Origin of the sequence: Pseudomonas sp. BNK-7, assembly GCF_048072025.1 — a bacterium.
Classification (GTDB): domain Bacteria; phylum Pseudomonadota; class Gammaproteobacteria; order Pseudomonadales; family Pseudomonadaceae; genus Aquipseudomonas; species Aquipseudomonas danubii.
Window position 1 is genome coordinate 4,581,213 of record NZ_CP182252.1, and the last position, 21,060, is coordinate 4,602,272.

At 64.2% G+C, this 21,060-nt stretch carries 17 protein-coding genes; 10 read left to right on the forward strand and 7 right to left on the reverse strand.

Translation table 11 applies throughout. The features are described from left to right. Positions 1-260 precede the first annotated feature (260 nt). Positions 261-1,025: an SDR family oxidoreductase gene (locus ACMGF8_RS20775; RefSeq protein WP_016964234.1), complete on the forward strand. Its 765-nt coding sequence runs from the start codon at positions 261-263 to the stop codon at positions 1,023-1,025. A gap of 62 nt (positions 1,026-1,087) precedes the next feature. Here ACMGF8_RS20775 and ACMGF8_RS20780 read toward each other — a convergent pair whose 3' ends face one another. From ACMGF8_RS20780 to ACMGF8_RS20805, 6 genes are all read right to left on the reverse strand, one after another. Continuing rightward, positions 1,088-1,861, reverse strand: a complete 774-nt coding sequence (locus tag ACMGF8_RS20780; protein WP_102863560.1) for an enoyl-CoA hydratase — start codon at positions 1,859-1,861, stop codon at positions 1,088-1,090. 20 nt (positions 1,862-1,881) lie between these two features. Beyond that, complete coding sequence (locus ACMGF8_RS20785; protein WP_250330543.1) at positions 1,882-3,009, reverse strand: acyl-CoA dehydrogenase; 1,128 nt, start codon at positions 3,007-3,009, stop codon at positions 1,882-1,884. Positions 3,010-3,021: 12 nt separating this feature from the next. Beyond that, positions 3,022-4,212, reverse strand: coding sequence for an acetyl-CoA C-acyltransferase (locus tag ACMGF8_RS20790; RefSeq protein WP_102863558.1), 1,191 nt, complete (start codon positions 4,210-4,212; stop codon positions 3,022-3,024). 12 nt (positions 4,213-4,224) lie between these two features. Then, on the reverse strand, positions 4,225-4,986 hold the full coding sequence (locus tag ACMGF8_RS20795) for an SDR family NAD(P)-dependent oxidoreductase (RefSeq protein ID WP_110595733.1): 762 nt from the start codon (positions 4,984-4,986) through the stop codon (positions 4,225-4,227). Positions 4,987-5,000: 14 nt separating this feature from the next. Then, positions 5,001-6,665, reverse strand: a complete 1,665-nt coding sequence (locus ACMGF8_RS20800) for an AMP-binding protein (protein WP_102879294.1) — start codon at positions 6,663-6,665, stop codon at positions 5,001-5,003. A gap of 203 nt (positions 6,666-6,868) precedes the next feature. Continuing rightward, positions 6,869-7,891 carry an AraC family transcriptional regulator gene (locus tag ACMGF8_RS20805; protein ID WP_102863555.1) on the reverse strand — a complete coding sequence of 341 codons (1,023 nt, stop codon included), beginning with the start codon at positions 7,889-7,891 and terminating at the stop codon, positions 6,869-6,871. Between the two features lie 388 nt (positions 7,892-8,279). Between ACMGF8_RS20805 and ACMGF8_RS20810 the strand changes: the two genes are divergently transcribed. From ACMGF8_RS20810 to ACMGF8_RS20840, 7 genes are all read left to right on the forward strand, one after another. Continuing rightward, positions 8,280-9,551 carry an ABC transporter substrate-binding protein gene (locus ACMGF8_RS20810; protein ID WP_242553948.1) on the forward strand — a complete coding sequence of 424 codons (1,272 nt, stop codon included), beginning with the start codon at positions 8,280-8,282 and terminating at the stop codon, positions 9,549-9,551. Between the two features lie 157 nt (positions 9,552-9,708). After that, positions 9,709-10,635, forward strand: coding sequence for a carbohydrate ABC transporter permease (locus ACMGF8_RS20815; protein WP_207165851.1), 927 nt, complete (start codon positions 9,709-9,711; stop codon positions 10,633-10,635). A gap of 10 nt (positions 10,636-10,645) precedes the next feature. Continuing rightward, on the forward strand, positions 10,646-11,476 hold the full coding sequence (locus ACMGF8_RS20820; protein WP_207165852.1) for a carbohydrate ABC transporter permease: 831 nt from the start codon (positions 10,646-10,648) through the stop codon (positions 11,474-11,476). Positions 11,477-11,500: 24 nt separating this feature from the next. After that, complete coding sequence (locus ACMGF8_RS20825) at positions 11,501-12,604, forward strand: ABC transporter ATP-binding protein (RefSeq protein WP_115580078.1); 1,104 nt, start codon at positions 11,501-11,503, stop codon at positions 12,602-12,604. 31 nt (positions 12,605-12,635) lie between these two features. Beyond that, positions 12,636-14,129 (forward strand): mannitol dehydrogenase family protein, encoded by a 1,494-nt coding sequence (locus ACMGF8_RS20830; protein ID WP_207165853.1) that lies wholly within the window; start codon positions 12,636-12,638, stop codon positions 14,127-14,129. After that, on the forward strand, positions 14,126-15,619 hold the full coding sequence (gene xylB, locus ACMGF8_RS20835) for a xylulokinase (protein WP_115580080.1): 1,494 nt from the start codon (positions 14,126-14,128) through the stop codon (positions 15,617-15,619). The genes ACMGF8_RS20830 and xylB overlap by 4 nt, the downstream gene beginning before the upstream one ends. 13 nt (positions 15,620-15,632) lie before the next feature. After that, positions 15,633-16,577: a carbohydrate kinase family protein gene (locus ACMGF8_RS20840; RefSeq protein WP_207168061.1), complete on the forward strand. Its 945-nt coding sequence runs from the start codon at positions 15,633-15,635 to the stop codon at positions 16,575-16,577. Positions 16,578-16,694: 117 nt separating this feature from the next. Here the strand turns inward: ACMGF8_RS20840 and ACMGF8_RS20845 are convergent, their stop codons facing one another. Next, on the reverse strand, positions 16,695-17,996 hold the full coding sequence (locus ACMGF8_RS20845) for an OprD family porin (protein WP_102863588.1): 1,302 nt from the start codon (positions 17,994-17,996) through the stop codon (positions 16,695-16,697). 647 nt (positions 17,997-18,643) lie between these two features. On the opposite strand from ACMGF8_RS20845, the gene ACMGF8_RS20850 reads away from it, so the two are divergent. Then, positions 18,644-19,996: a UDP-glucose dehydrogenase family protein gene (locus ACMGF8_RS20850; protein ID WP_180988575.1), complete on the forward strand. Its 1,353-nt coding sequence runs from the start codon at positions 18,644-18,646 to the stop codon at positions 19,994-19,996. After that, on the forward strand, positions 19,993-21,012 hold the full coding sequence (locus ACMGF8_RS20855; RefSeq protein WP_102863546.1) for an NAD-dependent epimerase: 1,020 nt from the start codon (positions 19,993-19,995) through the stop codon (positions 21,010-21,012). The genes ACMGF8_RS20850 and ACMGF8_RS20855 overlap by 4 nt, the downstream gene beginning before the upstream one ends. The last annotated feature ends 48 nt before the right edge of the window (positions 21,013-21,060 follow it).

Genomic DNA, 21,060 nt, shown 5'->3' on the forward strand with positions numbered 1-21,060 from the left:
TCCTTGATGGCACTGATGCGGCGCAAAACAAAGCCGGCGCCGCACCATAACAAAGGACCAGGACGATAAATCTAGGAGTTCTCTGAAAGGCACTCGGACTCGGGGCGCCTGATTGTCACAGGTGCCGCCGAGGCAAAAAACATCGATTTGCCGGCGATCAGCGCGGTGCGTTGAAAAAGATATTCAACGCAAGATCCGGAGTTCCGCGCCGTTCGCCGCGGCCTAGGGTTGGCCCAACGCTCAGGCAAAGGAGGTCAATCATGAAACAACTGCAAGACAAAGTCGCGATTGTCACGGGGGCCACGTCGGGAATCGGTCAGGCTGCCGCCCGGCTGTTCGCCCAGGAGGGCGCGCGCCTGATAGTGACCGGCCGTCGGGGCGACGCCCTGGATGCGTTGGTGGCCCAGATCCAGCAAGCCGGTGGCGAGGCACTTGGGGTTGCCGGTGACATTCGCAGCGAGGCACTGGCCGAGCGCCTTGTGGCGCTGGCGCTGGAGCGTTTCGGTGGCTTGGATATCGCGTTCAACAACGCCGGAATGACCGGTGAAACCCGGTCCGTCTCCGAGCTGACCCTGGACCAGTGGCAGGCCGTGCTCGACTGCAACTTGACCAGTGCCTTTCTTGGGGCCAAGTACCAGTTGCCGGCTCTGCGCAGCCGGGGCGCAGGGTCGATCATTTTCACTTCCAGCTTTGTCGGGCACCACGTCGGTTTTCCCGGCATGGCGGCGTATGCCGCGAGCAAGGCCGCGCTGATCGGCTTGACCCAGGTCATCGCGGCTGAAGAAGGCCCCCATGGCATTCGCGCCAACGCGCTACTGCCCGGAGGCACCGACACGCCCATGGGCCGAGCAGCCACCGACACGCCTGAGAAACGCGCTTTTGTCGAAAACCTGCATGCCCTCAAGCGCCTCGCCCGTCCCGAGGAAATTGCCCGCGCGGCGCTGTTCCTCGCGTCGGACGCCGCCAGTTTCGTCAGCGGGACAGCGATGCTGGTTGAGGGGGGAGTCTCCATCAACCGCAGCTAGGGTCTGCGGTTGAGGCTGCTGGGACGCTGGATGGACGCCGCGTCCTGCCAGGGGCGGTGCGGTTACTGATCCTTGAACTGCGGATCACGCTTGGCGATGAAGGCGGCCATGCCCTCTTTCTGGTCCTGGGTGGCGAACGCCGCGTGGAACACCCGGCGTTCGAAGCGCACACCTTCGGACAGGCTGACTTCGAAGGCGCGGTTCACGCTTTCCTTAATCATCATGCTCACCGGGATCGATTTTGCGGCAATCAGGGCGGCGACTTTCAGGGCTTCTTCCACCAGGTCGTCCGCTGGGACGATGCGCGCGACGATGCCGCAACGCTCGGCTTCCACAGCGTCGATAAAGCGTCCGGTCAGGCACATTTCCATGGCCTTGGCCTTGCCCACGGCGCGGGTCAGGCGCTGGGTGCCGCCCATGCCCGGCAGCACGCCGAGGTTGATTTCCGGCTGGCCGAACTTGGCGTTGTCACCGGCCAGGATGAAGTCGCACATCAAGGCCAGTTCGCAGCCGCCACCCAGGGCGAAGCCGTTGACCGCGGCGATGATCGGCTTGCGCCGGTTGGCCACGCGGTCGCTGTCGCTGAACAGGTCGTCGAGGTAGATCTGCGGGTAGGTGAGTTCGGCCATTTCCTTGATGTCGGCACCGGCGGCGAAGGCTTTCTTCGAGCCGGTGATGACGATGCAGCCGATCTGCGGGTCGGCTTCCAGGCGGTCCAGGGCCTGGTTCACCTCGCCGACGATCTGCGCGTTGAGGGCGTTCAGCGCCTGGGGACGGTTGAGGGTGATCAGACCGACACGGTCCTTGATGTCCAACAAAATGGTTTCGTAGCTCATGAATCAGCTCCTGCTATAAGTCAGAGATTGCGCGAAATGACCATGCGCTGGATGTCGCTGGTGCCTTCGTAGATCTGGCAGATGCGCACGTCGCGGTAGATGCGTTCCAGCGGGAAGTCGCTCAAGTAGCCATAACCGCCCAGGGTTTGCAACGCCGCCGAACAGACCTTCTCGGCCATTTCCGAGGCGAACAGCTTGGCCATCGAGGCTTCCACCAGGGCCGGCTTGCCGCTGTCGCGCAGGGCGGCAGCGTAGTGCACCATTTGGCGCGCCACGGCGATCTGGGTGGCCATGTCCGCCAGGCGGAACGCCACGGCCTGGTGCTCGATGATCGGCTTGCCGAAGGTCTCGCGCTCACGGGCGTAGTCACGCGCCGCTTCGAACGCCGCCCGGGCCATGCCCACCGACTGCGAGGCAATGCCCACGCGCCCGCCTTCAAGGTTGGCCAGGGCGATCTTGTAGCCCTCGCCCTCCTCCCCCAGGCGGTTGGCCAGCGGCACCTTCACATCCTCGAAAAGGATCTGGCAGGTGTCGCTGGCGTGCTGACCGAGCTTGTCCTCGATGCGCGCGACCTTATAGCCCGGCGTATCGGTGGGCACGATAAAGGCGCTGATGCCGCGCTTGCCGGCCGCCGGGTCGGTGACCGCGAACACGATCACCACCCCGGCGTTCTGCCCCGAGGTGATGAACTGCTTGCAGCCGTTGAGCACATAGTGATCGCCATCGCGACGAGCCCGGGTTTTCAGGCTGCTGGCATCGGAGCCGGCCTGGGGCTCGGTCAGGGCGAAGGCGCCGAGCATGGCGCCGCTGGCCAGGGGCTTGAGGAAACGCTCTTTCTGCTCGTCATTGCCGAACTTGAGGATCGGCACGCAGCCCACCGAGTTGTGCACGCTCATGATGGTGGAGCAGGCACCGTCACCGGCGGCGATTTCTTCCAGGGCCATGGCATAGGCCAGGTAGCCGGTGTCGCAGCCACCCCACTGTTCAGGCACCAGCATGCCGAAGAAGCCCAGCTCGGCCATTTCGGCGATGGCTTCCTTGGGAAAGCGGTGCTCGCGATCCCACTCGGCGGCGAAAGGCTTGAGGCGTTCCTGGGCAAATTGCCGGGCGGCGTCGCTGATCTGCAGTTGTTCGTCATTGGGCAACATCGGGATTCCTCGTTACAGGCATTCAACGGCCATGGCCGTGGCTTCACCACCGCCGATGCAGATCGCGGCCACGCCACGCTTGAGGCCTTTCTGGCGCAGGGCCGACAGCAGGGTCACCAGAATCCGCGCGCCGGAAGCGCCGATGGGGTGGCCCAGGGCGCAGGCGCCGCCGTGGACGTTGACCTTGGCGTGGGGGATTTCCAGCTTGCTCATGGTCACCAGGCTGACCACAGCGAAGGCTTCGTTGATCTCGAACAGGTCCACGTCCTGCAAGGACCAGCCGGTCTTTTTCATCAATCGCTCGATGGCACCCACCGGCGCCACCGGGAACAACCCCGGGGTGTCGGCAAAGGCCGAGTGGCCATGGATCACCGCCAAGGGCTTGAGGCCGCGTTGCTCGGCTACGGAACGACGCATCAGCACCAGGGCCGCGGCACCGTCGGAGATCGAACTGGAGTTGGCCGCGGTCACCGTGCCACCGTCGCGGAACGCCGGCTTCAGGGTGGCGATCTTGTCCAGCTTGGCCTTGGGCGGCTGCTCGTCATCGCTGATCAGCTTCGACTCTTTACCGATCATCACCTGCAGAGGAACGATCTCGTCCTTGAACAGACCGTCCTTGATCGCCTGCTGGGCGCGGGTCAGGGAAGCCACGGCAAACTCATCCTGGGCCTGACGGGTGAAACCGTTGGCCTCGGCGCAGTCTTCGGCGAAGGTGCCCATCAGGCGGCCCTTGTCGTAAGCGTCTTCCAGGCCATCGAGGAACATGTGGTCCAGGACCTTGCCGTGGCCCATGCGGTAGCCGCTGCGGGCACGGTCCAGCAGGTATGGGGCGTTGGACATGCTTTCCATGCCACCGGCGATCACCACCTCGGCGCTGCCGGCCAGCAGCATGTCGTGGGCCAGGATGGTGGCCTCCATGCCGGAACCGCACATCTTGTTCAGGGTGGTGCAACGGGTGCCTTTGTCCAGGCCCGCGCCCAGGGCGGCCTGGCGCGCCGGGGCCTGTCCGAGGCCGGCAGACAGCACGCAGCCGAACAGCACTTCTTCTACTGCGTCAGCCGCAATGCCGGCGCGCTGCACCGCGGCGCGGATGGCCTCGCTCCCCAGTTGCGGGGCGCTGAGGCCTTTGAGTTCACCCTGGAAACCGCCCATGGGGGTGCGGACGGCGCTGACAATGACAATCGGATCGTGGGCAATGGACATGAGAATTCCTCCTTACTTGGCGGCCATGCGCAAGGCACCGTCGAGACGGATCACCTCACCGTTGAGCATGCTGTTTTCAATGATATGCCGCACCAGCGCGGCGTACTCGGCGGGTTTGCCCAGGCGCGGCGGAAACGGCACGCCAGCGGCCAGCCCGGCCCGTACTTCGTCGCTCATGCCGGCCATCATCGGGGTTTCGAAGATCCCCGGGGCGATGGTCATCACCCGGATGCCGAAGCGTGCCAGCTCACGGGCCACCGGCAGGGTCAGGCTGGCAATGGCACCCTTGGACGCCGCATAGGCGGCCTGGCCGATCTGCCCGTCGAAGGCGGCGATGGAGGCGGTGTTGATGATCACCCCGCGCTCGCCCTCGGCGTCGGCAGTGCTTTCGGCGATGGCCGCCGCGGCCAGGCGCAACAGGTTGAAACTGCCGATCAGGTTGACGTTGATCACCTGGCTGAAGCTGGCCAGAGCGTGGGGGCCATTCTTGCCGAGGATTTTCTCGCCCCGCACGATACCGGCGCAGTTGACCAGCCCGTTGAGCTTGCCAAAGGCCTTGACCGTGGCCTGCACCGCCGCTTCGGCCGCCGCTTCCTGGCTGATGTCCGCCACCACGCTCTGGCAGCCCAGTTGCTGGGCCTTGGCCGCCACGGCCTCGGCGTTGAGGTCCACCAGCATCACTTTTGCGCCGGCGGCGACGAGCATTTCAGCGCTGGCGGCACCGAGGCCGGACGCACCGCCACTGACGAGAAACACCTGGTTTGCAATGTCCATCATTCAAATCCTGTTCATGCGGTAGCTGTTGACGCCGCGGCCTCTTGAGCCTTGGCGATTTCCTGGTTGCGCAAGATAAAGCGCTGCAATTTGCCGCTGGGGGTTTTCGGCAAGTCGCTGACAAATTCGATTTCGCGGGGGTAGGAATGGGCCGCCAGGCGCTTGCGCACGTGCTGGCGCAACTCCTCGGCCAACTCCGGGGTGGCGCGGTACTGCTCGCTGAGCACCACAAAGGCTTTCACCAGCTCGGTGCGTTCGGGATCGGGCTTGCCTACCACCGCCGCTTCCACCACCGCCGGGTGTTCGATCAGGGCGCTTTCCACATCGAAAGGGCCCACCCGATAGCCGGAGGTGGTGATCACATCATCGCTGCGGCCGACAAAGCTGATGCTGCCGTCCTGGTTCAGCTCGACGGTGTCACCGCTGAGGTAGTAATCGCCGACAAAGGCCTTGGTCGGCACCCCGGCGTAACCGGCGAACCAGCACATCGGCGACTGCCTGCGGTCGATGGCCAGGATCCCCGGCTGACCGACACCCAGCTCCCGGTACTCTTCGTCCAGCACCACGATGCGGTGGCCCGGCGAGGCAAAGCCGGCGGCGCCGACATGCACCGGGTGGTCCAGGCCGTGGTGGTTGCACAGCACCATGCCCAGCTCGGTCTGGCCGTAGTGGTCGTGGATCACCACGTCCAGCTGCTCGGCGAACCAACGGATCACTTCCGGGTTCAGCGGCTCGCCGGCGCTGCTGACGATGCGCAGGCGGCCCTTGATCGACCGGGCGAACTGGTCGCCGCCGGCGATCAGCAGGCGGTAGGCCGTGGGCGAACCGGTGAGGTTGGTGATGCCGTACTTGTTGATCACCCGGCAGGTGCTTTCCAGGGTGAAGGGGCCGTCGTAGAAAGTGATCGGGTGGCCCAGGCCCAGGGGCCCGGTGACGCCGAAATAGATGCCATAGGCCCAGCCCGGGTCGGCGACGTTCCAGAAGGCGTCTTCCGGGCGCAGGTCCACGGCGTCGCGGGTGTAGGCCTGGAACGCGACAATGGCCTTGAGCGGCACTTCCAGGGCCTTGGACGGGCCGGTGGTGCCGGAAGTGAACATCAGCAGGAAGGGGTCTTCACCACTGAGCAGCACCGGTTCGCACTGGGCCGGGTACTGTTCCAGCTCGGCCCAGAAACTGAAATCGCCGCGCACGATGCCCTGGCCCTTGGCGCCTCCCACTGTGACGACAGTGGGGCAATCGGCGACCTCCAGGAGCTTGGGTCGGTTGACCCCGTCGGTGACCACCACCTTGGCCTGGGAACTGTTCAAGCGATGCTCGATGGCCTTGGGGCCAAAGGCAGTGAACAGCGGCTGGTACACCGCGCCGATACGCCAGGTGGCAAGCACCGTGATCAAGAGTTCGACATTGCGCGGCAACAGTCCGGCGACCTTGTCGCCCTTGCCGACCCCCTGGGCCAGGAGGAAATTGGCCAGGCGAGCGGCCTTGTCCTGCAGTTCAGTGAAGGTGTAGGTGGCGCTGCTGCCGTCCCGGCCTTCCCAGAACAGCGCGATACGACCGGGCAATGCATGCCGGTCACAGCATTCGACACAGGCATTGAGCGCCGACAGCGAGCCTGCAAGGGCGGCGTCGACGGTGTGCTGATAGTTGAACTCTTTGATAGCGGACAGGTAATTGCGCATTGCCAGAATCCCTCGCTGTTCTTATTAGGATGGGAACCTCATGAAAACCGGGGAAATACTGGCGCCAGAGCCCTTGCGGAACAATGGTCAAAGCTATCAAGTTGCGTGACCGGTTTGGCCAAGCGCCCGCGCTGCCCCGGCGAGATGGCCGGATCTGTCGGAGCGGCGCATGGCTAGCGGCCCCTTTGTCGGCAAGCCGGTTCCTACGAGAGGTCCGGGTCGTTGAGGATCAGGCTGCGATAGTGCCCGGGGTTGGAGCCGGACCATTTGCGAAACGCCTTGTAGAACGAGCTGGTGTCGGCAAACCCCAGGCGCCCGGCTATCTCGGCGAAACTCAGTTGCGGCTCCGCCAGCCAGACAATCGCCAGTTCCTTGCGCACGCTGTCCTTGAGGGCCTGGTAGCTCTGGCCCTCTTCCGCCAGGCGCCGGCGCAGGGTCGAGGCGGACATGCACAGGCTCTGGGCCAGGCTTTCACTCTCCGGCCACTGCTCCCCCGGCAATTGCCGCAGTTGCTGCTTGATGCGGCTGGCCAGGCTTTCAGGATCGCGGTATTTCACCAGGATATTGGCCGGGGCATGGGCCAGAAAGCGCTTGAGTTCCGCCTCGCTGCGCTTGATGGGCAGGTCCAGGCAGTCGGCGGCGATGATCATCCGCGTGCGCGGCCGGTCAAAGCGCAGGTTGTCGGAGAACATCACCCGGTAGTCGTCGCAGAAATCCGGCTGCGGGCAACGCAGTTCGATGGCCAGGATCGGAATCCGCCGACCCGCCAGCCAGCAGGCCACGCCGTGGACGATCATCCAGTAAGTGAAGTAGGTAAAGGCCCGCCGCGGCTCGTGTTCATCCTCCAGCAGGACGATTTCCGCCAGGCTCTGCTGGTGCACCAGTTGCGCCGGCAGGCGCTCGAACATCAGCGACAGAAAGCCCAGCACCGAATCCAGCCCCATGGCCAGGGTCGGCTGGGCCATGGCCGAGCGACAGAGAAAGGCCAGGCTGCCGGACTTCAGCTTGCGCGGGTCCATACCGAAGAACTCGTCATCCAGACGCCGAGCCAGCAGGCGCCAGAGCCGCGCATAGGCACTGGCCGGGACCCGTGCCCGGCCCTGCTGCAAGCCCGCCGGATCGATGCCGACCTTGTGCAGCACTTCATCGGTGGCCGCGCCCGGAGCGCAGCTTTGCAGCAGCGCCTCACGCACCAGTTGCATGGAGATGGTGTCTTTTTCGGACATCGTGGCCAAGGGTTTCCTGGATCGGGGTTTAGGACGGCCATCTTAGGCAGTGATCGGAAAAATGCCAGTGGGCTTTGGGCTAAGAGTCGCCTCCCGCCCCCCTTGAAACCGATACGGATTCGCGGGCTCCGTAGCGGCTTGAACCCGGGGCAAGCCCTGCAAATCGAGACCCGAGCCCTGGCAGCGCCAGCAAAGCAGTGCAAAAAAGTATCAACTCCAGTGTCATGGATGATTTGTCAGCGCCGCGTTTGAGGGCTGTAATCAGCCCACATTCTTCCTCTCTGGCGGAAGACATAACAACAATAACCGTCCTTCTGTCGTCAGCACTGGCGCAGAAGAGGAGTGACCGATGAAACCTTGCACCCAAGCCCTGCTCCTCAGCACCTGCATGACCCTCAGCAGCGTCACCTTCGGCGCCCAGACCCTGACCATCGCCACCGTCAACAACAGCGACATGATCCGCATGCAACGGCTGTCGAAAACCTTCGAGAGCCAGCACCCGGACATCCAGCTGAACTGGGTGGTGCTGGAAGAAAACGTCCTGCGCCAGCGCCTGACCACCGACATCGCCACCCAGGGCGGCCAGTTCGACGTGCTCACCATCGGCATGTACGAAGCCGCACTCTGGGGCGCCAAGGGCTGGCTGCAACCGATGCAGGACCTGCCCGCCGCCTATGACCTGGACGATGTCTTCCCTTCGGTCCGTGAAGGGCTGTCGGTCAAGGGCACCCTCTACGCCCTGCCGTTCTATGCCGAAAGCTCCATGACCTACTACCGCACCGACCTGTTCCAGGCGGCCGGCCTGAGCATGCCGGAGCGGCCGACCTGGGAGCAGATCGGCGCATTCGCCGCCAGGCTCAACAAGCCCGAGCAGGAGCAATACGGCCTGTGCTTGCGGGGCAAGGCCGGCTGGGGCGAGAACATGGCCCTGATCACCACCCTGGCCAACAGCTACGGCGCGCGCTGGTTCAATGAGCAATGGCAGCCCGAATTCAGCGGGCCGGAGTGGAAGAACGCCCTGACCTTCTACGTCGACAACATGAAGAAGTCCGGCCCGCCCGGGGCCTCCAGCAACGGTTTCAATGAAAACCTGGCGCTGTTCAACAGCGGCAAGTGCGCGATCTGGGTCGACGCCAGCGTCGCCGGCTCCTTTGTCACCGACCAGAGCCAGAGCAAGGTCGCCCAGCAGGTGGGCTTCACCTATGCGCCACACCAGGTCACCGACAAGGGCAGCGCCTGGCTGTACTCCTGGTCCCTGGCGATCCCCGCCAGCTCCAAGGCCAAGGACGCCGCGAAGACCTTCACCACCTGGGCCACCTCCAAGGAATACGCAGCCCTGGTGGCCGAGAAGGACGGCATCGCCAATGTGCCGCCGGGCACCCGCGCCTCCACCTACAGCCAGGCCTACATGAGCGCCGCGCCGTTCGCCCGGATCACCCTGGAATCGCTGAAGGCGGTGGACCCGAGCAAACCAACCCTCAAGCCGGTGCCCTACATCGGCATCCAGCTGGTGACCATTCCCGAGTTCCAGGCCATCGGCACCCAGGTCGGCAAGCTGTTTTCCGCGGCGCTGATCGGCCAGACCACCGTGGACCAGGCCCTGGCAGCCGCGCAGCAGAGCACCGAGCGGGAAATGAAGCGCGCCGGCTACCCGAAATAACCCGGCACGCCTGGTAGGAGCCGGCTGGCCGGCGAAGAGGCCCTTGAGTCTTGCGCAGTGTTCAAGGACGCCTTCGCTGGCAAGCCAGCTCCTACGCGCAGCCCGGCCACGCCAGCGCAGTGTCGCGCCCCCTCATACCCAACTGGTTGTGATCCTCATGAATACCTCGACTGCCAAGCTCCATCTGCCAGTGCAGGCGGCCCCCCGCAAGCGTCGCCTGGCCAGCCCCGGCTGGTTCCTGGTCAGCCCCTCGGTGGCGTTGTTGCTGCTGTGGATGATCGTGCCCCTGGGCATGACCCTGTACTTCTCGCTGATCCGCTACAACCTGCTGTACCCCGGTGAAAACCAGTTCGTGGGCCTGGAGAACTTCAGCTACTTCCTCAGCGACTCGGGCTTTGTGCCCGGGGCCACCAACACCCTGTTGCTGGTGGGCAGCGTGCTGCTGATCAGCGTGGTGCTCGGAGTGCTGATCAGTGCCCTGCTGGAGGCCAGCGAATTCCTCGGCCGGGGCATTGTCCGGGTCCTGCTGATCTCGCCGTTCTTCATCATGCCCACGGTGGGCGCGCTGATCTGGAAGAACCTGATTTTCCACCCGGTCTCGGGGATTCTGGCGGCGCTGTGGAAGCTGTTCGGCGCCCAGCCAGTGGACTGGCTGGCCCACTACCCGCTGCTGTCGATCATCATCATCGTCTCCTGGCAGTGGCTGCCGTTCGCCATCCTGATCCTGATGACCGCCATGCAGTCCCTGGACCAGGAACAGAAAGAGGCCGCACGCCTGGACGGTGCCGGCCCTATCGCGATCTTCTGGCACCTGACCCTGCCCCACCTGGCGCGCCCCATCGCCGTGGTGGTGATGATCGAGACCATCTTCCTGCTCTCGGTGTTCGCCGAAATCTTCACCACCACCAACGGCGGCCCGGGCTACGCCTCCACCAACCTGGCCTACCTGATCTACAACCAGGCGCTGGTGCAGTTCGACGTGGGCATGGCTTCCGCCGGCGGCCTGATCGCCGTGGTCATCGCCAACATCGCCGCGATCATCCTGGTACGGATGATCGGCAAGAACCTGACTGACCAGAGCTGAGGTGCCTGCCATGACCCTGCAACAATCCCGACGCCTGCAAAGCCTGCTACTGGGCACCCTGGCCTGGGCCATCGCGATCCTGATCTTCTTCCCGATCTTCTGGATGGTGCTGACCAGCTTCAAGAGCGAAATCGACGCCTTCGCCACGCCGCCGCAGTTCATCTTCACCCCCACACTGGAGAACTACCTGCACATCAACGAGCGCAGCAACTACCTGGCCTTCGCCTGGAACTCGGTGGTGATCTCCTTCAGCGCCACCGCCCTGTGCCTGCTGATCGCGGTGCCGGCGGCCTACTCCATGGCCTTCTACGAGACCCGCAACACCAAGCGCACCCTGCTGTGGATGCTCTCCACCAAGATGCTGCCGCCGGTGGGGGTGCTGATGCCCATCTACCTGCTGGCCAAGAGTTTCGGCCTGCTGGACACGCGCATCGCGCTGATCGTGATCTACACCCTGATCAACCTGCCGATCGTGGTGTGGATGGTTTACACCTACTTCAAGGACATCCCCCGGGACATCCTCGAAGCCGCGCGCCTGGACGGCGCGACCCTGGCCCAGGAAATGCTCCGGATGCTGATGCCCATCGCCAAGGGCGGCCTGGCCTCCACCGCGCTGCTGTCGCTGATCCTGTGCTGGAACGAAGCCTTCTGGTCGCTGAACCTGACCTCCTCCAATGCCGCCCCGCTGACCGCGCTGATCGCCTCCTACTCCAGCCCCGAAGGGCTGTTCTGGGCCAAGCTCTCGGCGGTCTCGACCCTGGCCTGCGCGCCGATCCTGATCTTCGGCTGGATCAGCCAGAAGCAACTGGTGCGCGGCCTGTCCTTTGGCGCAGTGAAGTAACCCTCGAATTGTTGGAGACACCCCATGGCTCACCTGAAAATCAGCAACCTGCAAAAAGGCTTCGAAGGCTTCGAGATCATCAAGGGCATCGACCTTGAAGTGAACGACAAGGAATTCGTGGTCTTCGTCGGCCCCTCCGGCTGCGGCAAATCCACCCTGCTGCGGCTGATCGCCGGGCTGGAGGAAGTCAGCAGCGGCAGCATCGAGCTGGACGGGCGCGACATCACCCAAGTCAGCCCGGCCAAGCGCGACCTGGCCATGGTGTTCCAGACCTACGCCCTGTACCCGCACATGAGCGTGCGCAAGAACATGTCCTTCGCCCTGGACCTGGCCGGGGTCGACAAGGCCCAGGTGCAACAGAAGGTCGACGAGGCGGCGCGCATTCTCGAACTGGGGCCGATGCTCGAACGCAAGCCCAAGCAACTGTCCGGCGGCCAGCGCCAGCGCGTGGCCATCGGCCGGGCGATTGTGCGCAACCCGAAGATCTTCCTGTTCGACGAACCCCTGTCCAACCTCGATGCCGCGCTGCGGGTGCAGATGCGCCTGGAGCTGGCACGCCTGCACCAGGAGCTGCAGGCCACCATGATCTACGTGACCCACGATCAGGTCGAAGCCATGACCCTGGCGGACAAGGTGGTGGTGCTCAACGGCGGCCGGGTGGAACAGGTGGGTTCGCCCCTGGAGCTGTATCACAACCCGGCCAACCTGTTTGTCGCAGGCTTTCTCGGCACACCGAAGATGGGCTTTCTCAAGGGCAGCGTCAGCCAGGTGGACGGCCAGGGGTGCGAGGTGCAACTGCAGGCCGGAGCGCGCCTGCGCCTGAGCCAAAGCCATCCGCAGCTCAAGGTCGGCAGTCCGGTGACCCTGGGCATTCGCCCCGAACACCTGGAGCTGGGCGAGCCCGGCCCCGGCAGCCTGCCAGTCACCAGCGACGTGGCCGAACGCCTGGGCAGCGACACCTTCTGCCATGTGCGCAGCACCTGCGGCGAGGCCCTGACCCTGCGCATCCGCGGTGATCTGGCCAGCCGCTGTGGCGAGCAACTGCACCTGCGCCTGGACCCCGAGCACTGCCACCTGTTCGATGCCCAAGGCGTCGCTGTTCCCCGTTCCCTGCGCGCCGCCGCCTGATGGCCGCCGCCCGATTACCGAGAGCCCTTGCATGAAACTCAATCGCTTGAACCTCAGCCAGCTCCCGCCCCAGGTGCAGGTGCCGGCCTACAGTGCCGCCGACACCCGCCAGGGCATCGTGCACATCGGCGTCGGCGGTTTTCACCGGGCGCACCAGGCCTATTACACCGACGCCCTGATGAACCGGGGCCTGGGCCTGGACTGGAGCATCTGCGGGGTCGGCCTGCGCGCCGAGGACCGCCGCGCCCGGGACGACCTGGCGGGCCAGGACTGCCTCTACACCCTGTTCGAACTGGGGGACGGCAACGACCACGAAGTGCGGGTGATCGGCTCCATCAGCCAGATGCTGCTGGCCGAAGACGACCCCCAGGCGCTGATCGACAAGCTGGCCAGCCCAGCGATCCGCATCGTCTCCCTGACCATCACCGAGGGCGGTTACTGCATCGATGACAGCAGCGGCGAGTTCATGCTCCACCTGCCGCAGATCCAGCACGACCTGGCCCACCCCCAGCAGCCACGCACGGTGTTCGGCTTCCTCTGTGCCGCCCTGGCCAAGCGTCGCGCCGCGGGCATTGCCGCCTTCACCCTGATGTCCTGCGATAACCTGCCCCACAACGGCGCCGTGACCCGCAAGGCACTGCTGGCGTTTGCCGCCCGGCGCGACGCCGACCTGCACGACTGGATCGCCAGCCAGGTGAGCTTCCCCAATGCCATGGTGGACCGCATCACCCCGATGACCAGCACCGCCCACCGCCTGCAACTGCACGACCAGCACGGCATCGACGATGCCTGGCCGGTGGTGTGCGAGCCCTTTGTGCAGTGGGTCCTGGAAGACCAGTTCGTCAACGGCCGCCCGGCCTGGGAACAGGTGGGCGTGCAGTTCACCGACGATGTCACGCCCTACGAAGAGATGAAGATCAAACTGCTCAACGGCAGCCACCTGGCCCTGACCTACCTGGGTTTTATCAAGGGCTACCGCTTCGTCCACGAAACCATGAACGACCCGCTGTTCGTCGCCTACATGCGCGCCTACATGGACCTGGACGTGACCCCGCAACTGGCGCCGGTGCCGGGCATCGACCTGGCGGCCTACAAGGACACGCTGGTCCAGCGCTTTTCCAACCAGGCCATCGCCGACCAGCTGGAGCGGGTGTGCAGCGACGGCTCGTCGAAATTTCCCAAGTTCACCGTGCCCACCCTCAACCGCCTGATCGCCGATGGCCGCGATACCGAGCGGGCGGCCCTGGTGGTGGCCGCCTGGGCCCTGTACCTGCGGGGCGTGGACGAAAACGGCGTGCGCTACACGATTGCCGATCCTCGGGCTGAGTTCTGCCAGGCCCTGGTGGCGGACGACACCCTGCTGACCCAGCGCCTGCTGGGAGTGGAGGAAATCTTCGGCCCGGCGATCCCCAGGTCCGCCGAGTTCGTCGACGCCTTTGAGCGCTGCTTCAACAGCCTGCGCGAGCATGGCGTCAGCCGGACCCTGGAACGCCTGCTGGCCAAACCAGCGCGGAGCGCAGGATGAGCACAGCCGCGCTGTACCTGGGTCTCGATTGTGGCACCCAGGGCACCAAGGCCCTGATCCTCGACAGCCACAGCGGCGCCGTCCTGGGCCTGGGCGCCGCCCCCCACAGCCTGATCAGCGGCGCCAACGGCCGACGCGAGCAAGACCCCGGGCAATGGCTGCAAGCCTGCATCAGCGCCACCCACCAGGCGTTGCAGGCGGCCGGGGTCGATGGCCGGGACATTCTTGGCCTTGCGGTCTCCGGCCAGCAGCACGGCCTGGTGCTGCTGGATGACCAAGGCCAGGTGCTGCGTCCGGCAAAACTGTGGTGCGACACCGAAACCGTGGCCGAGAACCAGCGCCTGCTGGATCACCTGGGGGGCGAGCAAGGGTCTCTTGAGCGCCTGGGTATCGCCCTCGCGCCGGGGTACACCCTGTCGAAGCTGCTGTGGACCCGGGAACAGCACCCCGCCCTGTTCCAGCGCATCGCCCATATCCTGCTGCCCCACGATTACCTCAACTTCTGGCTGACCGGGCGCTGCTGCAGCGAGTACGGCGACGCCTCCGGCACCGGTTACTTCAATGTCCGCCGGCGTGACTGGGACCGGGCCCTGTTGGCCCACATCGACCCCGAGGGCCGCCTGGAGCGTGCCTTGCCGGAACTGATCCAGGCCCAGCAGCCGGTGGGGCCGATACTGCCGCAGATGGCCGGGCTCCTGGGCATCAACCCCCAGGCCCTGGTGGCCAGCGGCGGTGGCGACAACATGCTCGGGGCCATCGGCACCGGCAATATCGAGCCGGGCATCATCACCCTGAGCCTGGGCTCTTCCGGCACCCTGTATGCCTATGCCGAGCAGCCACTGGTCAGCCACGCGTCGGTGGCGTCCTTCTGCTCGTCCAGCGGTGGCTGGCTGCCGCTGATCTGCACCATGAACCTGACCAACGCCACCACCCTGGTGCGCCAACTGCTGGAGCTGGACCTGGACAGCTTCAACCGCTTGGCGGGCCAGGCGCCGATCGGCGCCGAGGGCTTGTGCCTGCTGCCGTTCTTCAATGGCGAGCGGGTCCCCGCCCTACCCCAGGCCCGTGGCAGCCTGCTGGGCATGACCCTGGACAACCTGACCCAGGCCAACCTGTGCCGCGCGGTGCTGGAGGGCACCACCTTCGGCCTGCGCTACGGCCTCGACCTGTTGCGGGCCAATGGCTTGCAAAGCCAGAGCATCCGCCTGATCGGCGGCGGCTCGAAAAGTCCGCTATGGCGGCAGATGGTCGCCGATATCATGCACACCCCGGTGATCTGCACCCGCGAAGCCGAAGCCGCCGCCCTGGGTGCGGCGATCCAGGCGGCCTGGTGCCATGGACGGCAGACGGACCCGGCCTTTAGCCTGGCGCAACTCTGTAAACGCTGCGTGAGCCTCGACCTCGACAGCCAGACCTGGCCCCAGGCCGAACAGGTGAAGGCCTACGAGCCGGCGTATGCGCGCTATCAACAGCATCTGGCAACCCTTTGAAGAGCGAATGACTATGTATCTGGTGTGTGGCGAAGCGCTGTTTGATTGTTTCAGCGTCGATGACGCAAGTACCCAAGCCAATAAAGTGCAGTTCCAGGCCATTGCCGGGGGCTCGCCCTTCAACGTGGCGCTGGGCCTGCGCCGAATGGGCATTGACGTGGCCCTGCTGGCCGGGCTGTCGCGGGATTACCTGGGCCAACGCCTGCGACGGGTACTGCAGGACGAAGGGGTCAACACCCGGTACCTGCAGGAGTTCGACGCCCCCACCACCCTGGCCATGGTGGCGGTCGGCGCCGACGGCTCGCCCCACTACAGCTTCCGTGGCGAAGGCTGTGCCGATCGCCAGCTTCTGCAGGAACACCTGCCGGAGCTGGACCCGAGCGTGCGCGGCTTGCATATCGGCTCGTTTTCCCTGGTGGTGCAGCCGATTGCCGACACCCTGCTGGCCCTGGTGCACCGTGAGCGGGGGCAACGCCTGATCAGTCTCGATCCCAATGTGCGACTCAACCCGCAGCCGGATATCCAGCTGTGGCGCCAGCGTATCGGTGAACTGGTGCAGCATGCCGACCTGATCAAGGTCAGCGACGAGGACCTGGCCCAGTTGTATCCCGGGCAGGCGCCCGAGGAACTGATCCAGGGCTGGCTGCAAGAGCATGCGCAGTTGGTGTTCCTGACCCGTGGCAGCCAGGGCGCCACAGTATTCAGTGCACGGCATGGCAACTGGTCGGTGGCCTCGCCCCAGGTGCAGGTGGCCGACACCGTGGGCGCCGGTGACACCTTCCAGGCGGCGTTGATCGCCTGGCTCACCGAACAGGGCCTGGACTCGCCTCAGGGCCTGGGGCAACTGACCCCTGCCCAGATCGACAGCCTGCTGCGATTTGCCGTCCAGGCCGCGGCGCTGACCTGCACCCGCACCGGCCCGGACCTGCCCTACCGCCATCAACTGCAACCGCTGTAGGAGCCGGCTTGCCGGCGAAGAGGCCCGTCAGCCTTGCGCCGATTCGGACGACGCCTTCGCCGGCAAGCCAGCTCCTGCAACTTTCAGCGCCACCGTGGTGCTTTTCCTGGGCCTTGGTCAGAGCAACGAGAAGTTATAGCTGACGATCAGGCGGGTCTCGTCCATGTCACGGGCGATCTTCTGGTAGTTGCTGCGGTAAGTGGCGTTACGCAGGCGCAGGCTCACGTCCTTGAAGGTGCCGCTCTGCACCACGTATTTGAGCTCGCTGTCGCGTTCCCACTCGCGACCTTCACGCAGGCTGCCCGGCACCTTGATGTGGTCACCGCTGACGTAACGGGTCAGGAAACTCAGGCCATTGAGACCAACGGCCTTGAAGTCGTAGTCGTAGCGCAGTTGCCAGGAACGTTCCTGGATCGCGGCGAAGTCGTTGACCTGGACGTAGTTCACCAGGTACGGGTTGCTGCCATCCAGGTAGGGCATCGAGTTGTCGCCGTACATGCGCTGCCAGCCGGCGCTCAGGGTGTGACCGCTGAGGCTGTAGCCGAGCAAGGTGCTCAGGGCGCGGTTATCGATGCCACCGGCGCGCTCGGCGCCGGTGTCGGCACTCTTGAGCAGGCGCAGGTCACCCTTGAGCACGCCAGGGCCCAGGGGCTGGTTGGCCAGCAGGCCGACAAAATGCTGGCGGTAGATGTCTTCCAGCTCGGCGTAGTGGTACTGGCCGGTCAGGCGCTCATTGAACTGGTAGTCCACGCCATAGGTGTCGAAGTGGTCCGCGGTGGTGTTGCAGGCATAGCGCTTGTTCTTGCAGTGCACGCGAATGTCCTGGGCATCGGTGGAGTCCCGGGCGGTGTAACGGTTCAGGCGCGCAGCCGTCAGGGTCAGGCCCTTGACCTCCTTGGACGTGAGCACGGCACCGTTGAACATCGTCGGCAGCAGGCGCCCGTCGTTGTACTTGAGCAATGGCAGGTCCGGCAGTTGCGCACCGTATTTGAATACGGTCTGGGACATTCGCACTTTGGCGGTCAAGCCCAGCTTGGCGTACTGGTCCGCAGAACCCCGTGGGTCGTGTCCACTGGACGGCAAGAGACCACTGTTGCTGCGGTCAGGGCTGGAATCCAGCTTGATGCCCAACATGCCCAAGGCATCCAGGCCAACACCCACGGTGCCTTCGGTGTAGCCCGATTGCAGGTTGAGGATCAAACCCTGGGCCGACTCTTCACGCTTGGAAGCCCCCTGATCAGTGCGGGTGTGACCGTCGCGAAAGTCCCGATTGAAGTAGACCGTACGTGACTCCAGCTTGGCGCTGCTGTCCTCGAAAAAACCACCGGCCTGGGCCAGCGGGGCAAATCCTGCGCACAGGACGACAGCTCCGAGGCCCAGGAGCGGGCACGGATTGAGTAACGCAAAAGGGGGACGCATGAACGGGCTCCAGCAGAAAATCAGTGACGCGAGGTAAAGAAAGACCCAGGTGAAATCCATCCCGCGAATCAAAATCCGCAGGTTGAATTGATTGAATCAATGAAGGCCGGCAATGATGGCAGATGGCCCGCCCCGCCCCCAACCCGACTTTAGTCTGACTCCTCCAGTCGCTACGACTGCACTCACTGCCCATGCCGTCGAACAGCCATAACCAGCAGAAAAGCTGTCAATTTTGATAACTATCAGCACGATAAGACCGGTCAAAAAACCTGACTAAATAATCAGAAAACCACCTGACCAAGACAGTGCAGTAGTCAATAGTGGCGAAAAAGCATCATATTTTTTACGTTTTTGCCTACCGTTCGTCGGTTTTATTATTCTTTCTGAACAACTGATCAAGTATTTGACGCTTTCCATTATGACCATCATTAATCAATCTAACTTATTGTTTTAAAAGGATTTGTTATCAACATCAGATTCGCCGAAAACGCCGGCGTCATTTATGCATCACTGCAAAACGTCAATTAAACGTCTCAGCCTTATGGTAGTGTCAAAAAAAGAGCGTGATAGCGGCCATGTGCCACACGCCTTTTCAGAAGGTGAGGCATGCCCTCACCCCAACACTCATCATGGACGAGGTCGTTCCCTTGGAAGTCAGCGTTTTTGGTACTGGCTATGTCGGTCTGGTGCAAGCAGTTGCCCTCGCCGATGTCGGGCATAACGTGGTCTGTGTCGATATCGACAGCCATAAGATTGCCCAGCTGCAACGTTCCATTCCTCCGATTCACGAGCCGGGTCTGGCGACCCTGATCGAAGAGAATCAAAAGGCCGGCCGACTGCACTTCACCACCCAGGCCAGCGATGCAGTGGGCCATGGCCAGGTGATTTTCATCGCAGTCGGCACGCCCTCCAACGAAGACGGCTCGGCGGACCTGGACCATGTCCTGGCGGTGGCCCGCAACATTGCCAGTCTGATGCACAGCGACAAGACCCTGGTGATCAAATCCACCGTACCGGTGGGTACTGCTGACCTGGTGATCGAGACGGTCGCCGAACAACTGGCGGACCTGGGCAAGTCCCAACTGCGGGTGCACGTGGTCTCCAATCCGGAGTTCCTCAAGGAGGGCTCGGCGGTGGCCGACTGCATGCGTCCGGACCGGATCGTCGTCGGCTGTTCCCACGAACGGCCCCGCCAGCAGTTGAGCGAGCTGTATGCACCGTTCAACCACAACCATGACCGCCTGATGTTCATGGATAACCGCAGCGCCGAGCTGGTCAAGTACGCCGCCAACGCGATGCTCGCCACCCGCATCAGCTTCATGAACGAAATGGCCAACCTGGCGGAACGCCTGGGGGTGGACATCAACGCCGTGCGCAAGGGCATCGGCGCCGATCCGCGCATCGGCTACCACTTCATTTACCCCGGCGCCGGTTTCGGCGGCTCCTGCTTCCCCAAGGACCTGCGGGCGCTGATCCACACCGCGGAAAGCCACGGGCTGGAGCCGCACATGCTCAAGACCGTGCGTGACGTCAATGAACAGCAGCGCCATGTGCTGTTTCGCAAGCTCAAGGCGCACTTGGGGGACAACCTCAAGGGCAAGGTCATTGCGTTGTGGGGGCTGGCCTTCAAGCCCAACACCGATGACATGCGCGAAGCCACCAGCCGCTACCTGATGGAAGCGCTGTGGCAGGCCGGGGCCAAGGTCCATGCCTACGACCCGGAAGCCATGACCGAATGCCGACGGCTGTACGGCTACCGCGACGACCTGCAGCTGTGCGCAACCCGTGACGACACCCTGCAAGGCGCAGACGCCCTGGTGATCTGCACCGAGTGGAAAGCCTTTCGCGTGGTGGACTTCAAGCTGCTGCACGACACCCTCAACGATCGCCTGATCGTCGACGGCCGCAACCTGTACAACCCGCAACAGGCAGCGGACGCCGGCCTGCATTACCTGAGCATCGGCCTGCCCTACCGCGTACCGGAGGCGCTGCGCGCATGAATATCCTGATCACCGGGGCCGCCGGTTTCATCGGCGCCCATACCGCACTGCGCTTGCTCAAGGATGGGCATCAGGTCACCGGACTGGATAATTTCAACGACTACTACGACCCCCAGCTCAAACGCGACCGGGTGCGCTGGGTCGAACAGCAGGTGGGACACTTCCCCCTGCAACGCCTGGACCTGGCGGACAGCGAGGGCCTGGAGCGGCTGTTCGCCGAAGTCCGGCCCCAAGTAGTGATCAACCTCGCCGCCCAGGCCGGGGTGCGCTACTCCCTGGAAAACCCCAAGGCCTACCTGGACAGCAACCTCTCGGGCTTCCTCAACCTGCTGGAAATGTGCCGGCGCTACCCGGTGGAGCACCTGATCTACGCCTCATCGAGCTCGGTGTACGGGGCCAACCAGCAGACGCCGTACAAGGTCAGCGACAACGTCGACCACCCGTTGTCGCTGTACGCGGCGAGCAAGAAAGCCAACGAGCTGATGGCCCACAGTTACAGCCACCTGTTCGGGGTGCCGGCCACCGGCCTGCGCTTCTTCACCGTCTACGGTCCCTGGGGCCGGCCGGACATGTCGCCGATCCTGTTCGCCGACGCCATCAGCCAGGGCCGGCCTTTGAAGCTGTTCAACTACGGCCTGCACCAGCGCGACTTCACCTATGTCGACGACATCGTCGAGTCCCTGGTACGCCTGCTGGGCAAGCCGCCGGCGCGCGACCCGCTGTGGGACCGCGAACAACCGGACCCGTCCACCAGCATGGCGCCCTGGCGTCTGTTCAATATCGGCGGCCAGCGTCCGGTGGAACTCAAGGAGTACGTGGCAACCCTGGAAAAGCTCCTCGGACGCCAGGCCCAGGTGGAGTACCTGCCCCTGCAGCCCGGTGACGTGCTCAACACCTGCGCCGACGTCAGTGCCCTGGAAAACCTCACCGGCTTCGGCCCCCAGGTGACCCTGGAAGAGGGCCTGAAGCACTTCGTCCAGTGGTACCTGAGCTACTACCCGGGCGGCGCGTCCTGAGCCCACACCCCTGGGCGTTTTTACCCAACCTTTGCTATGGAAGTATTC

Coding starts and splice junctions, on each gene's coding strand:
- ACMGF8_RS20775 (WP_016964234.1), top strand. CDS start 261: ATGAAACAACTGCAAGACAAAGTCGCGATTGTCACGGGGGCCACGTCG.
- ACMGF8_RS20780 (WP_102863560.1), bottom strand. CDS start 1,861: ATGAGCTACGAAACCATTTTGTTGGACATCAAGGACCGTGTCGGTCTG.
- ACMGF8_RS20785 (WP_250330543.1), bottom strand. CDS start 3,009: ATGTTGCCCAATGACGAACAACTGCAGATCAGCGACGCCGCCCGGCAA.
- ACMGF8_RS20790 (WP_102863558.1), bottom strand. CDS start 4,212: ATGTCCATTGCCCACGATCCGATTGTCATTGTCAGCGCCGTCCGCACC.
- ACMGF8_RS20795 (WP_110595733.1), bottom strand. CDS start 4,986: ATGGACATTGCAAACCAGGTGTTTCTCGTCAGTGGCGGTGCGTCCGGC.
- ACMGF8_RS20800 (WP_102879294.1), bottom strand. CDS start 6,665: ATGCGCAATTACCTGTCCGCTATCAAAGAGTTCAACTATCAGCACACC.
- ACMGF8_RS20805 (WP_102863555.1), bottom strand. CDS start 7,891: ATGTCCGAAAAAGACACCATCTCCATGCAACTGGTGCGTGAGGCGCTG.
- ACMGF8_RS20810 (WP_242553948.1), top strand. CDS start 8,280: ATGACCCTCAGCAGCGTCACCTTCGGCGCCCAGACCCTGACCATCGCC.
- ACMGF8_RS20815 (WP_207165851.1), top strand. CDS start 9,709: ATGAATACCTCGACTGCCAAGCTCCATCTGCCAGTGCAGGCGGCCCCC.
- ACMGF8_RS20820 (WP_207165852.1), top strand. CDS start 10,646: ATGACCCTGCAACAATCCCGACGCCTGCAAAGCCTGCTACTGGGCACC.
- ACMGF8_RS20825 (WP_115580078.1), top strand. CDS start 11,501: ATGGCTCACCTGAAAATCAGCAACCTGCAAAAAGGCTTCGAAGGCTTC.
- ACMGF8_RS20830 (WP_207165853.1), top strand. CDS start 12,636: ATGAAACTCAATCGCTTGAACCTCAGCCAGCTCCCGCCCCAGGTGCAG.
- xylB (WP_115580080.1), top strand. CDS start 14,126: ATGAGCACAGCCGCGCTGTACCTGGGTCTCGATTGTGGCACCCAGGGC.
- ACMGF8_RS20840 (WP_207168061.1), top strand. CDS start 15,633: ATGTATCTGGTGTGTGGCGAAGCGCTGTTTGATTGTTTCAGCGTCGAT.
- ACMGF8_RS20845 (WP_102863588.1), bottom strand. CDS start 17,996: ATGCGTCCCCCTTTTGCGTTACTCAATCCGTGCCCGCTCCTGGGCCTC.
- ACMGF8_RS20855 (WP_102863546.1), top strand. CDS start 19,993: ATGAATATCCTGATCACCGGGGCCGCCGGTTTCATCGGCGCCCATACC.